At 63.7% G+C, this 13,488-nt stretch carries 13 protein-coding genes; 2 read left to right on the top strand and 11 right to left on the bottom strand.

Going from position 1 to position 13,488, the window contains the following annotated elements:
• Positions 1 to 48 precede the first annotated feature (48 nt).
• The 9 genes from NCS00_RS01250 to motA form a co-directional block, all read right to left on the bottom strand.
• Positions 49 to 1,140, bottom strand: coding sequence for a protein-glutamate methylesterase/protein-glutamine glutaminase (locus NCS00_RS01250; RefSeq protein ID WP_008351872.1), 1,092 nt, complete (start codon positions 1,138 to 1,140; stop codon positions 49 to 51).
• Entirely contained in the window at positions 1,137 to 1,862 is a 726-nt protein-coding gene (gene cheD / locus NCS00_RS01245; RefSeq protein ID WP_033536555.1) for a chemoreceptor glutamine deamidase CheD, read from the bottom strand. The genes NCS00_RS01250 and cheD overlap by 4 nt, the downstream gene beginning before the upstream one ends.
• On the bottom strand, positions 1,859 to 2,782 hold the full coding sequence (locus NCS00_RS01240) for a CheR family methyltransferase (protein WP_033536589.1): 924 nt from the start codon (positions 2,780 to 2,782) through the stop codon (positions 1,859 to 1,861). The genes cheD and NCS00_RS01240 overlap by 4 nt, the downstream gene beginning before the upstream one ends.
• Positions 2,783 to 2,920: 138 nt before the next feature.
• Entirely contained in the window at positions 2,921 to 4,741 is a 1,821-nt protein-coding gene (locus tag NCS00_RS01235) for a methyl-accepting chemotaxis protein (protein WP_008351877.1), read from the bottom strand.
• A gap of 28 nt (positions 4,742 to 4,769) precedes the next feature.
• The gene (gene cheW, locus NCS00_RS01230) at positions 4,770 to 5,288 is read right to left on the bottom strand and encodes a chemotaxis protein CheW (RefSeq protein WP_008351879.1); all 519 of its coding nucleotides are present in this window, start codon (positions 5,286 to 5,288) and stop codon (positions 4,770 to 4,772) included.
• 17 nt (positions 5,289 to 5,305) lie between these two features.
• A complete protein-coding gene (gene cheA / locus NCS00_RS01225) occupies positions 5,306 to 7,606 on the bottom strand; it encodes a chemotaxis protein CheA (RefSeq protein WP_250438889.1) in 2,301 nt (766 codons plus the stop codon).
• A 51-nt stretch (positions 7,607 to 7,657) separates the two neighbouring features.
• Positions 7,658 to 8,035 carry a response regulator gene (locus tag NCS00_RS01220; protein ID WP_008351883.1) on the bottom strand — a complete coding sequence of 126 codons (378 nt, stop codon included), beginning with the start codon at positions 8,033 to 8,035 and terminating at the stop codon, positions 7,658 to 7,660.
• Between the two features lie 67 nt (positions 8,036 to 8,102).
• Positions 8,103 to 9,101, bottom strand: coding sequence for a flagellar motor protein MotB (gene motB / locus NCS00_RS01215; protein WP_250433526.1), 999 nt, complete (start codon positions 9,099 to 9,101; stop codon positions 8,103 to 8,105).
• Between the two features lie 25 nt (positions 9,102 to 9,126).
• Positions 9,127 to 9,987, bottom strand: coding sequence for a flagellar motor stator protein MotA (motA, locus tag NCS00_RS01210; RefSeq protein WP_008351887.1), 861 nt, complete (start codon positions 9,985 to 9,987; stop codon positions 9,127 to 9,129).
• Positions 9,988 to 10,297: 310 nt separating this feature from the next.
• Here motA and NCS00_RS01205 point away from each other — a divergent pair, with 310 nt between their 5' ends.
• Positions 10,298 to 10,708, top strand: coding sequence for a hypothetical protein (locus tag NCS00_RS01205; RefSeq protein WP_502801568.1), 411 nt, complete (start codon positions 10,298 to 10,300; stop codon positions 10,706 to 10,708).
• A 19-nt stretch (positions 10,709 to 10,727) separates the two neighbouring features.
• Here the strand turns inward: NCS00_RS01205 and flhC are convergent, their stop codons facing one another.
• Both flhC and flhD read right to left on the bottom strand, forming a co-directional pair.
• Positions 10,728 to 11,282, bottom strand: a complete 555-nt coding sequence (gene flhC / locus NCS00_RS01200; protein WP_008351890.1) for a flagellar transcriptional regulator FlhC — start codon at positions 11,280 to 11,282, stop codon at positions 10,728 to 10,730.
• 18 nt (positions 11,283 to 11,300) lie between these two features.
• Positions 11,301 to 11,624 carry a flagellar transcriptional regulator FlhD gene (gene flhD / locus NCS00_RS01195; RefSeq protein ID WP_008351892.1) on the bottom strand — a complete coding sequence of 108 codons (324 nt, stop codon included), beginning with the start codon at positions 11,622 to 11,624 and terminating at the stop codon, positions 11,301 to 11,303.
• 637 nt (positions 11,625 to 12,261) lie between these two features.
• Here flhD and NCS00_RS01190 point away from each other — a divergent pair.
• Positions 12,262 to 13,326 (top strand): glycosyltransferase family 4 protein, encoded by a 1,065-nt coding sequence (locus NCS00_RS01190; RefSeq protein WP_250438878.1) that lies wholly within the window; start codon positions 12,262 to 12,264, stop codon positions 13,324 to 13,326.
• The last annotated feature ends 162 nt before the right edge of the window (positions 13,327 to 13,488 follow it).

Raw genomic sequence — 13,488 nt, 5'->3', positions numbered from 1 at the left:
ATGACTCCAGTGTGTTCTCAATGCGGCGGCGCCGCTTAAATCCAAAGTTCAGACGCGCTGTACGCGTTCGCCCATCGAGGCAAGCCGCGCCATCACGCGCCGGCTCATTTCAGAGAGCGGCGCGATTTCGCTCGCACCGCCCATTGCAATCGCTTCGCGCGGCATGCCGAACACCACGCAACTCGCTTCGTCCTGCGCGAGCGTGTAAGCGCCCGCCTGCTGCATGTCCAGAAGACCGGCGGCGCCGTCGCGGCCCATGCCGGTCAGGATCACGCCGATCGCGTTCTTGCCCGCGTGCTGCGCCGCCGAACGGAACAGCACGTCGACCGAAGGCCGATGCCGGTTCACGGGCGGCGCATCCGACAGATGCGCGACATAGTTCGCACCGCTCCTCGCGAGCACCAGATGCGCGTGGCCGGGCGCGATGTACGCGTGGCCCGGCAACACGCGCTCGCCGTGCTCGGCTTCCTTCACGGTGATGCGGCACAGCCCGTTCAGGCGCTGCGCGAACGACTTCGTGAAGCCCGGCGGCATGTGCTGCGCGATGAGCACCGCGGGCGCATCGGGCGGCAGCGGCACGAGCACTTCGCGGATCGCTTCCGTTCCGCCCGTCGAAGCGCCGACGATCACGAGCTTTTCCGTCGACACGAGCGGATTGTTGAAATGCGGCGCGGGCTTGTGCGTCGCCGCGTTCGCCGGCGCGCTCGCCGCGTGCGTCGTCTGCTTCACGCGCGCCCGCGATGCGGCGCGCACCTTGTCGGCGAGCTTTTCCGCGTAATCGAGCATGCCGTCGCGAATGCCGACTTTCGGCTTCGTGACGAAATCGACCGCGCCGAGTTCCAGCGCGCGCAGCGTGATTTCGTTGCCGCGCTCGGTCAGCGACGACACCATCACGACCGGCATCGGTCGCAGGCGCATCAGCTTTTCCAGGAAGTCGAGGCCGTCCATGCGCGGCATTTCGACGTCGAGCGTGAGCACGTCCGGGTTATGCAGCTTGATGAGCTCGCGCGCGACGAGCGGATCGGGCGCGGTCGCGCAGACGTGCATGTCGGGCTGTGCGTTGATGATCTCGGTCATCAGGCTGCGCACGAGCGCCGAATCGTCGACGCACAGCACTTTGATCTTTGGCGCTGTGTTCATGCTTCCTCCACGGTCTTGAGACGCGACGTGAACAACTCGACGCGCGGGCGCTTCGCCGCCGATGCATTCGTCGTGAACGACTCCGCACGCGGTTTCGCGTTCGACTGAAACAGCTCGACGCGCGCACGCGCTTTCGCGAGCCGCTCCGCGCGCTCTTCCGGCGTGCGCTGCACGAGCGCCTGCTCGCGCTCGACGACCACCGGGTCATGCGCCGTCTTCAGCTTCTTGACCATCACCTGACCCGAGCGCGGCATGAACGCGACCTTGCGCGGATGCGCGCCCTGCAAGTCCTCGGCGACGATGCGAATCTTTTCCAGCGCGAGATAACGCCGCACGAACTCCGAATTGCGATCGCCGATGTTGATGGTCGTCATGCCCGCGAGCACCGCGCCGCCGCCGAACACCTTCGCTTCGAAGCGCTCGCGCCGTCCGCCGCGCTTGATGAGCTCGTTGATGAGCACTTCCATCGCGTACGCGCCGTAGCGCATCGAATCCGACGATGCGTGCGACGCGTCGGAACCGTCATCGGGCAGCATGAAGTGATTCATGCCGCCGATGCCCGCCGTGCGATCGTGGATGCACGCCGCCACGCATGAACCCAGCACCGTGACGAGCACCATGTCTTCGCTCGTCATGTAGAACTCGTTCGGCAGGAGCTTCACGCCCTGCTTCTTGAAGTGATTGTCGAAATAGAGATTCGACGCCATTGGCAGACCGCTCATGCCGGCTCTCCCGCGAGCGCGCGCTTCGATCCGCTCGCAACCTTCGTATCGCGCGTGAGTTCGTACACGGTCTGGCCGCGCAGCCTGAACGCCTGCGACACATACGTGAAGTTCTCCGAATGCCCCGCGAAGAGCAGAGCGCCCGGCTTCATCAGCGGCTCGAAGCGCGTGAGCACCTGGCCCTGCGTCGGCTTGTCGAAGTAGATCATCACGTTGCGGCAGAAGATCGCGTCGAACGGGCCTTTCACGTCGTAGCGCGCTTCGGTCAGATTCACGCGGCCGAAGTTCACCATCGCGCGCAACTCGGGGCGCACTTTGACGAGACCCGCGTGCGCGCCCGTGCCCTTCAGGAAGAAGCGCTTGAGACGCTCGACGGGCAATGCCTTCACCTGATCGAGCGAATACACGCCCGCTTCGGCTTTCGCGAGCACTTGACTGTCGATGTCGCTCGCGAACACCGTGCACTGGCGCGCGGCGTGTTCGCCCAACGCTTCGACGAGCGTCATCGCGATGGAATACGGCTCCTCGCCGGTCGACGCCGCCGAGCACCACACCGAGAACGGCTGCTGCCGGCGCTTCACGAAGTCCGCGAGAATCGGAAAGTGATGCGACTCGCGGAAAAACGCCGTCAGGTTCGTGGTCAGCGCGTTGACGAACGCTTCCCATTCGGCGTTGTCGTCGTTGGTTTCGAGACGGTCGAGATACTGCTTGAACGTATCGATGCCGCAGGCGCGCAGCCGGCGCGCGAGGCGGCTGTACGCCATGTCGCGTTTGTGGTCCGACAGCGAGATGCCTGCGCGGCGATGAATCAGCTCGCGAATGCGGGCGAAATCCGCCGATGTGAATTCGAAATCGCGCTCGACTTCCGTGCCGCGCACATTGGCGGGCAAGTCGACGCGCGCGTTGCGCGTTGCCATCATGATGTTTCGTGCTTCCTTGACGTCGTCCCCGACGTCCGATGTGGCGTGTTCGTCGCGCTCGACCATGCGGACTCGCGCTTTTCCTGCGTGTCGATCGTGGTGCGCGATGCCTGCATGGCCGTTTTCGTTCCGGTCCGGTTAAAAGGTTTCCCAGTCGCCGTCGTCGGCGGTCGTCGCTTTCGCACGCGGTGCCGCAGCGGGCTTGGCAACGCTCGCCGGCTTGATCGCCGGCTTGACCGTTTCCTTGACTGCTTCCTTATTAACGGCCGCTTCCGGCGCAACTTTTGGCGTCTCGACAGCTTTCGCTTTCGCTGCAACCGAAGACGTCGACGGTTCGACGCGCGCCGCCGGCGCAAGACGCGCCACGGCCGTCGATGCGCTCGTGCGCGCCGGCGCTGCCGCCGCGCCTTGCACGCGCCATTGCGCGACCACGTCCTTCAGCTGACGCGTCTGCTCTTCGAGCGATGCCGCAGCGGCGGCCGCCTGCTCGACGAGCGCGGCGTTCTGCTGCGTCACGCTGTCCATCTGCGTGACGGCGCGATTGACCTGCTCGATGCCATCGGACTGTTCCTCCGACGCCGCGCTGATCTCGCCCATGATGTCGGTCACGCGGCGCACCGCCTGCACGATCTCGCTCATCGTCTGACCGGCGCGCGCGACGAGTTCCGTGCCGCTGTCGACCTTCGCGGCCGAATCGCCGATGAGCGCCTTGATTTCCTTCGCCGCCGCCGCGCTGCGTTGCGCGAGCGAGCGCACTTCGCCCGCCACGACCGCGAATCCCCGCCCTTCCTCGCCCGCGCGCGCCGCTTCCACGGCCGCGTTCAACGCGAGAATGTTGGTCTGGAACGCGATGCCTTCGATCACGCCGATGATGTCCACGACCTTGTTCGAGCTCGATGCAATGGCGTGCATCGTTTCGACGACCTGCTCGACGACTTCACCGCCGCGCGAAGCGATATCCGACGCGTTCACCGCGAGCTGGCTCGCCTGGCGCGCGTTGTCGGCGTTCTGCTTCACCGTGCTCGTGAGCTCTTCCATGCTCGACGCCGTTTCCTGCAGCGACGCCGCCTGCTCTTCCGTGCGCTGCGACAGATCCGTGTTGCCGCTCGCGATTTCATGCGCGCCGACATCGATCGATTCCGCGCCGCGATGTACCGCGCCGACCATCGTCGTCAGATTGCCGCGCATGCGCTCGATACCCGCGAACAGGCGGCCGATTTCGTTGCCGCTTTCGCTCTGCGCGGACTGCGTGAGATCGCCGCGCGAGATGCGGTCGAAGTGATCGACGGCCTCGTTGATCGGCTTCACGATCAGGCTGGAGAGCGCCATGCGCGTGCCGATCAGCATCAGCACCGCGAGCACGAGCACCGCGCCGATCGTCATGTTGAGCGCCGCGATATTCGACGACGTGCTGACGCGCGAGCTTTCCGCGTGCGCCTGATGCGACGCGACCGCAGCCGTCACGGCCTGATCGAACGCGACGAACATCGGGCTGATCTTCGTGTCCGCGATCGCGTGATACGCGGCCAGGTCGTTCGCCCGGATCGCGGTGAATTCCGGCTCCACGCCGGTCTTCACGAGCGTCTCGTGCTGGGCGACGAGCGCATCGAGCGTGTCCTTCGGGAGCATCGGCTTCGGCGTATCGAGATAGAGCTTCCAGTTCTCGTTGCTCTTGTCGAGCAGATACTGGCCGCGATCGATCGCCTTCTTCGCTTCTTCCGTATTGCCCGCTTCGGCGAGCGAACGCACGCGGTCGAGCGTCACGCGCGAGCGCAGCAGATACGACGACGTTTCTGAAAGCGCGCGCATCGCGACCATGTCTTCCTGCGCGAGCGACGCGAGCGACGCATTGGCCGAGTTCAGTCCGACGAGCGCGAGTGCGCCGATGAGCGCCGCGCAACCGACGAACAACAAGCCGACGAGCGTGAGCGTCGTGCGGATCGACAACTTCTTCAGCATGGCTTCTTCCTGCTTCCTGAATACGTTTTTATGCGCCGACGGAGTCGATCAACTCCATCTCGCGGCTCGTCATGAGCTTCTCGATGTCCATCAGGATCAGCATGCGGCCGTCGACCGTGCCGAGGCCCGTCAGATATTCGGTCGCGAGCGTGCCGCCGAATTCCGGCGCGGGCATCACCTGTTCCTGCGTGAGCGTGAGCACGTCCGACACGCCGTCGACGACCATGCCGACCACGCGATGCGCGACGTTCAGGATGATGACGACCGTCTGGTTGTCGTACTCGACGCGGCCCAGATTGAACTTGATGCGCATGTCGACGATCGGCACGATGATGCCGCGCAGATTGATCACGCCCTTGATGAACCCGGGCGCATTCGCGATGCGTGTAACGTTGTCGTAGCCGCGGATCTCCTGCACTTTCAGGATGTCGATGCCGTATTCCTCGGCGCCGAGCGTGAACACGAGGAATTCCTGTCCGGCTGCTTCCGTGTTTTGCGTGTCACGACGCGAAGGCGCAGCGGTTTGAATCGATTGAACGTCTGCCATGAAAGACTCCTTCGGTATTAGTGAGCGTGCGCGCCGTGCTGTGCGCGCGATTCGCGGTTGAGCGCGGCCACGTCGACGATCAGCGCGACGCTTCCGTCGCCCAGGATGGTCGCGGCGGAAATGCCGTGCACCTTGCGGTAATTCGTTTCGAGGTTCTTGACGACGACTTGCTGCTGGCCGACGAGCTCGTCGATCAGCATCGCGAAGCGGCGTCCTTCCGTCTGCATGATCGTGACGATGCCCTGCGTCGGCTCGGTGCGCGCGCCTTCGACATCGAACACGCGATGCAGCGCGACGAGCGGCAGATATTCGCCGCGCACGCGCACGACGCGCTCGCCGTTCGCGACCGTGTAGATGTCCTCGGCGACCGGTTGCAGCGACTCCATCACGAAGTTGAGCGGCAGAATGAAGATCTCGTTGCCGACCTTCACCGACATGCCGTCGAGAATCGCGAGCGTGAGCGGCAGCACGATCTTCGTCGTCGTGCCCGCGCCCTGGCGCGACATGATTTCGACGTGGCCGCCCATCGACTGGATGTTGCGCTTCACCACGTCCATGCCGACGCCGCGGCCGGAAATGTCCGTCACTTGTTCGGCGGTCGAGAAGCCCGGCATGAAGATGAGTTGCCAGACTTCTTCGTCGCTCATCGATTCGGAAACCTGCATGCCCTGCTTCTGCGCCTTCGCGAGAATCTTGTCGCGGCGCAGGCCCGCGCCGTCGTCGCTCACTTCGATCACGATGTTGCCGCCGTGATGCGCCGCCGAGAGCACGAGCTGGCCGGTCGTCGACTTGCCCGCCGCGCGGCGCGCTTCCACGGTCTCGATGCCGTGATCGAGCGAGTTGCGCACGAGGTGCGTGAGCGGATCGATGATGCGCTCGATCAGGCTCTTGTCGAGTTCGGTCGCCTGACCGAACGTGACGAGTTCCACTTCCTTGCCGAGCTTGCCGGCGATGTCGCGCACGAGGCGCGGGAAGCGGCTGAAAACGTAATCCATCGGCATCATGCGGATGGACATGACGGCCTCTTGCAGATCGCGCGCGTTGCGCTCGAGCTGCGCCATGCCGTTGAACAGGCGGTCGTGCAACGCGGGATCGAACGTGCTCGTGGTTTCCGCGAGCATCGCCTGCGTGATGACGAGTTCGCCCACCAGGTTGATGAGCTGATCGACCTTCTCCACGCCGACGCGAATCGAGCTGCCTTCCGCCGATGCCGCAGCCTGGGTGCGCGCTTTCTTGTCGGCGTCGCTTGCTGCGGACTTTGCCGGCTGAGCGGCGGACGGGTCTTTCGAGCCCGCCGCCGTCGCCGCTTCTTCCTTCACTGCTTCCTTGCCAGCGGCGGATGCGGGCGCCGCGTGCGCCTGCGATTGCTTCGGCTCTTCGTGTATCGTGGGTTGCGCAATCTGCGTGGCCGTCGCTTCCAGGCGCGCCGGCTGGGCTTCTGCGGATTGCGCCGCTGCATCGCCGCGGCCGATCGTGATCTGCTTTTCATCGATCACGAAGCAGCACACAGCGACGATATCGTCGGCGGGGACGTCCGAGTCGAGCCATACCACGTACTCGGCGTCCGCTTTCTTTTCTCCGACGATGCTTCCCAGGTTCCCCAGCTCCTCGATCAGAGTCGCCAGGTCCTTCTCGCCCACCCCCCGTAGCGTAATTTTCAGGTGGGGTCCAACTTCCGCGTGCGGCGCGCCGGTGTGTCCCGGCGTCGCGGCAGCGGTTCCTGCATTCGTTCCATCGGCGAGCTCGAACGCGCCGTCCCAGTTGCCGTCGTCCTCGATCGCGTCCATCGCCTGCGAAAGCACGTGGGCGGGCGGCGCATTCGGGCCGTCGTAGGCCGGCGCGGCGTTCGCGCTCGCGGCGGACGCGACGTTCGCGTCGGCGCCCGGCAGCGCGGGCGGCTCGATCCGGCCGGACGGTGCGCCTTCGGCCTGTTCGTTCTTCAGACGCTCGAGCTTCGCGCAGATCGCGGCGGCCGCGGCCGCATCCGGCTCCGCGCTCGCGCGATACGCGGCGAGCTGATCCGACAGCACGTCCTTCGTCGCGAGGAACGTGTCGATCATGTCGCGGCGCAGGACGAGTTCGTTGTTGCGCGCGCGGTCCAGCAGCGATTCGAGGATGTGCGTCGTTTCGGTGAGCGCGGTGAAACCAAACGTCGCCGCGCCGCCCTTGATCGAGTGCGCCGCGCGGAAGATCGCCGCGAGGTCTTCCGGATCGGGATTCGCGATGTCCAGAACGAGCAGCAGTTGCTCCATCTGCGCGAGCAGTTCGTCTGCTTCGTCGAAGAAGGTCTGGTAGAACTGGGTAATGTCGAGTGTCATGCTTGAGTCACCATCGGCGCGTGCGTGCGCGAGTTGTCTTGTGCGTTCGCTTTAGTGCTGCGTTTCTTCGGAGAGCGCGGCGACCAGTTCCGTCAGCAGGTCCGGATCGAGCGGCTTCTCGATCCAGCCTGTCGCGCCCGCCGAGCGCGCCGCGTCCTTGAACGGCTCGCCGCCTTCGGTCGTCAGCACGAGAATCGGCGTCGCCTTGTATGCGGGATTTCCGCGCAGCGCCACGATCAGATCGAGCCCGCTTCTGCCCGGCATGTGCTGATCGGTCAGAACGAGATCGAAGCGCTCCGCGAGCGCCCACTCCAGCCCCTCGTCGCCGTCCGACGCAACGGTCACTTGGTAACCCGCCGCCGCCAGCGTCGCCGAGAGGATTTGCCGCATCGCGGCTGAATCGTCGATTGCCAGAATGTGTTTGATCATGTTTGTCTCTTGCCGGGATGACGGTCGAAACGTGTCGACACTTGAGCGTCTTTTTCGAGGTTTTTGCTCACTTCGCCACGGGTCTCACCGCGACGCCGGGAATGAGCTGGCCGAGCGCCGACGACGGATTGCCGTTCGCGTCCGTGCCGTTGTCGAGCGTCGCGCCGCGTGAGCCGTCGTCGCGCAGCATCGACAGCTCCGTCTTGCGATTGAGCACGATCACGCTGATGCGCCGGTTCTCCGGATCGAGCGGATCTTTCTTGTTCAGGTTTTGCGTCGATGCGAGTCCGAGCACGCGCATCACCTTTCCTTCGTCCATGCCGCCCGCGACCAGCTCGCGCCGCGACGCGTTCGCGCGGTCCGCGGACAGCTCCCAGTTGCTGTAGCCCTTGTCGCCGCCCGCGTACTTCACGGCGTCGGTATGTCCCTGCACGACGATGTGATTCGGCACGTCGTTGAGCGAGCGGCCGATCTCGCGCAGGATGTCGCGCATGTACGGCTGCACGGCGTCGCTGGAGAGCGCGAACATCGGGCGCTTCTGGGTATCGACGATTTCGATGCGCAAGCCCTGTTGCGTCGATTCGATGCGGATCTGCTGCTTGAACTGGCGCAGCGTCGGATTGGCCTCGATCGCGGCCATGAGCTTCACCTGAAGATCGTGCAGGCGCACCTGCTCGCGCCGTTCGAGCTCGCCCTGCGCGGACTTGAGCAGTTCCTCGTCGGTGTCGGACGAGGCGCGCTGCGCGAGCTGCGTGGCGCCATCGGTCTTGCGCGCGGCGCCTGCGTCGGTGCTGGAAATGTCGCGGCCGCCGCCCATGATGATGCTGTTGTCCATGCCGACGGTCTTGCCGCCGACCATCGCGGCCTTGAGCGGCATCTGAAAATATTCGGCGATGCCGCGCCGCTGCACCGGCGACGTCGATGAAAGCAGCCACATCAGCAGGAAGAACGCCATCATCGCGGTCATGAAGTCCGCGTAGGCGAGTTTCCACGCGCCGCCGTGATGGCCTTTCTTGCCCGCGACGACGCGCTTGATGAATATCGGGCGATCGGTATCGTTGCTCATCGCTGTGTCTCGACTATGGCGGAAGTCACTTCGACTTGACCTTGCGCACGTGTTCTTCCAGCTCGGAGAACGACGGGCGCTCCGTCGAGAACAGCACCTTGCGGCCGAATTCCACCGCGATCGCGGGGGCGTAGCCATTCAGGCTCGCGAGGATCGTCACCTTGATGCACTGGAACATCTTGGTCTGCTCCGCGACGCGCTGTTCCGCGACGTTCGCGAGCGGTCCGATGAAGCCGTACGAAAGCAGAATGCCGAGGAAGGTGCCGACGAGCGCCTGCGCGATCATCTCGCCGAGAATCGCGGGCGGCTGATCGGCGGAGGCCATCGTGTGCACGACGCCCATCACCGCCGCGACGATGCCGAACGCGGGCATCGCGTCGCCGACCTTGGTGAGCGCGTGCGCCGGCGCTTCGCCTTCGACGTGATGCGTCTCGATTTCCTCGTCCATGAGGCTTTCGATCTCGAACGCGTTCATATTGCCGCTCACCATGAGGCGCAGGTAATCCGTCAGGAATTCGACGATGTGATGGTCCGCGAGAATCTTCGGGTACTGGCTGAACACCGGGCTCTTCGCCGGATCTTCGATATCCGCTTCGAGCGCGAGCGTGCCTTCCTTGCGCGCTTTCGCGAGCAGCACGTAGAGCAGGCCCATCAGCTCCATGTACATGCTCTTGTCGTACTTCGCGCCCTTGAAGAGCGTCGGCAGCACCTGAATCGTCGCCTTGATGGTCTTGACGTTGTTGCCGAGGATGAACGCGCCGACGCCCGCGCCCGCGATCATCAGAATTTCGACCGGCTGCATGAGCGCGCCAAGGTGGCCGCCTTCGATGGCATAGCCGCCGAAGACGGACAGCAATGTCACGAGCGATCCAATGAAAATCAGCACAGTCGAGTCCTCACGTTTGATGCGGTAAGACCGCCGTTAAGTGGTTTACGGCACTCGACTGGAAAACTTTGGGGCACGGTCAAACCACTGTACGTTCCGTGCGGTTTGCCGCGCGACCTTCTCGCTGTTTCGCAAAATCTGCGTCTCAATCGCTGATTTACGGCAACCAAATATCGAACTTTTCCTAACGGCGAAACAAAATTTTCCCGTTCGACACGAAACATCACATTTCCTGCCGATAATACGAACGCGCGTTCAGTTTTGTTGGAGACGCGAAGTCGTGAAATCGGAGAGAACGATGACAAGAGCAATGAAACAGGCCAGCGCGCTCGCGCTGACAGTGACCGCGAGTTCATTCGCCCATGCGGGTTTCGACTGCAGCGGTTCGCGCGGCGGCTGGCGTATGCAGACATCGGATAGCTGGACCGGCTCCGACAAACTTGCCCACGTGGCCGCGTCCGCGCCGTTCGGCGCGCTCGGCGCCTATTTGACGCGCGGCTCGGACCATCCGGTCGTCTACGGCACGTTGATCGGCACTGCGCCGGGCTTGGTGAAGGAAATCGTCGACGGAACCTGCCGCACGGACGGCTTCTCCTACAAGGATCTGGCCGCCGACGCGCTCGGTGCGTGGATCGGCGCATCGGTGACGCATTGGGCGATCCCGTATCAGCGCACGCCGCACGGGATGACCGTCGGGCTTTCGTACCACGATCGCTTTTAGACGGACGCGGGCGCGCGGATCAGGCGGCGATCCGCCCCGCTTCGCGGTCCGCGCCCGCCTTGCGCGTCTTGCCCGCGCGCGATGGCGGCTGGCAGAGGCCGCACACGTAACCGGCGCGCAGTTCGTACGCATGTGCGACGAAACGTCCGCGGCAGCGCGTGCAGACGTTGGTCTGGAGCATGCCGGATTCGAAGTAGCGCACGAGCGTCCACGCGCGCGTGAGCGACAGCACGGGTTCGTCGCCGTACAGCGCCGCGTGTTCGAGATAGAGGCGGTAGCTTTTCACGATCGCGTGAATCGTCGGCTGGCTCTTGTCGTTGGCCGCCATGAAGCGATAAATGCCGTGAAACAGCGACGAATGGATGTTCGGCTGCCACGTCATGAACCAGTCCGTCGAGAACGGCAGCATGCCCTTGGGCGGCGACACGCCTTTCAGTTCCTTATAGAGCTTGATGAGACGGTCGCGCGACAGGCTCGTTTCCGCTTCGAGCAGTTGCAGGCGCGCGCCGAGCTCGATCAGCTCGATCGCCAAAGTGATTTCGCGGACCTCCGCGACCACGCTTTTCGTCGCCATCGGGCTTCGCGCGCGGCGTCAGCCGATCTGCTCGACGGGACTGTCCGCCAGCACAATCGCCGCGTGGGCGTGCGCGAGCGCCGCGCTGCGGTCCTTGTCGGCGAGCGACGAAAGGATCGCGTGGTCATCGAAACGAAAGCGGCACAGCAAATGGCTCGACGACGCCACTTTCACTGCCTGCGCGAGCGTCAGCGAAGCCAGAACTTGCGCAACCTGCTCCGAAAGGCCCAGGCGATACATCGCCGAGATGCGGTCTTCCTGAAGAAGCCGCTGAGCGAGGAGCAAGTACGACAGGTTCACCTCGCGGATTTCCGCGAGCGTACTCGTAGTGCTGGTCGTCATCTTTTTCCCCGAATCGAAACGTGGCTGGTCAGGCCCGGCGGGAACGTTTGCTCGAATTCGCAAAGAAACGCGAATGCGGCCCCGCGCGTGTTGTCTGTTGTCGATTCGATTGTCGCCGATGCCCGCGGCCGCGCCTGTCGGACAAAGCATCCGACGCTGCGACGGAGTTTCGCGAAGAATCGTGTAGGAAAATTTCTTACAAGCCGGCCGCTTCGATGCCGCTCGGCAGACATGCGTTATCGGCACGTATTCGTCTGACTTAATAGCCGCGCCCCGTATTTTTACGACGGGCGCGCGCTGTCGCGCCTTTCAGGCCGCAGGAACGCGAATTGCTCATTCATGCCGCCCGGCGCGTCCGACGCTTCAAATCCGCCCTCATCGCCGCCATCGATGCAATTTCTGACTTCGTAACAGCACATGTATCGCGCTGTAACAACGATAAGCGATTGAAAAATGAAGTGAAATGCCGGTCTCGATCCCGATAATGATCGGTAAGGGATAACCCGGTCGCGATGTTTTTTCATCTCCGGGCCTGTCTCGGGCGGCGTCCAACCACACGCGGCCCGCCCGAATGGCATGCGTTGAGCGCTCGACCGGAGCGTGACTGCAATGCCTTACCTACATGGAGAGTCACGTTATGCGAATCGCACAAATTGCACCGTTGCACGAAGCAGTTCCTCCGAAGTTTTACGGCGGCACTGAGCGCGTCGTGTCTTATCTGACGGATGCGCTCGTCGAACTCGGCCACGATGTAACGTTGTTTGCCAGCGGCGATTCGCAAACCAAGGCGACGCTCGAACCCGTGTGGCCGCGTGCGTTGCGTCTCGATCCGACCGTGCGCGACGCGCTCGCGCCGCACATGCTGCTGCTCGAAACCGTCCGCCAGCGCGCGCACGAGTTCGACGTGCTGCACTTCCACCTCGATTACATGCCGTTCCCGCTGTTCACGCAGATGGACACGCCGTTCGTGACGACGCTGCACGGCCGGCTCGATCTGCCGGAACTGCAGCCGATCTTCAACACGTTCACGAAGGCGAACGTCATTTCGATCTCGGATAATCAGCGCGGGCCGCTGCCGCAGGCGAACTGGCTGAACTCCGTTTATCACGGTCTGCCGAGCCAGTTGCTGACGCCGCAGCCCCACAAGAAGCCGGAATATCTGGCGTTCCTGGGCCGCATCTGCCCGGAAAAGCGCGCCGATCTCGCAATCAAGATCGCGGCCCAGAGCGGTCTGCCGCTGAAGATCGCCGCCAAGGTGGACAAGGTCGACCAGGAATACTTCAAGTCGACGATCGAACCGCTGCTTTCGCAGGCGCACGTCGAGTTCATCGGCGAGATCAATGAAGCGCAGAAGCCGGAATTTCTGTCGGGCGCGAAGGCGCTGCTCTTCCCGATCGATTGGAACGAGCCGTTCGGCCTCGTGATGATCGAGGCGATGGCCTGCGGCACGCCGGTGATCGCGTTCAATCGCGGTTCGGTGCCGGAAGTGATCGACCACGGCGTGACGGGCTTCATCTGCGAGGACGTGCAAGGCGCGGTCGGCGCGCTGCAACGTCTCGACGAGCTGTCGCGCACGGAAATCCGCGCGCAGTTCGAGCGCCGCTTCAGCGCGCAGACGATGGCGCAGAACTACGTCGAAAGCTACACGGCGATGCTTCAGGCCGCGAAGCGCCCGGTGTTGCGTCAGGTCGCGGTGGGCTGATTGCCTTCCTGACCAGAATTGCTGGAACTGCCGCCCGCTTGCCGGGCGGCATTTTTTTGCGCGCTTGTTAAGACATTCGCTAAGGAATGATCCGAAGTTTCGGTGCAATGCCCGTGAATTGAGAGCCGATCGACCATTTTTGACAGTTCGCCAAAGACACCG

This window comes from Caballeronia sp. AZ1_KS37, from assembly GCF_023631165.1.
GTDB classification, from domain to species: domain Bacteria; phylum Pseudomonadota; class Gammaproteobacteria; order Burkholderiales; family Burkholderiaceae; genus Caballeronia; species Caballeronia zhejiangensis.
This window is presented reverse-complemented; position numbering and strand designations above follow the sequence as displayed.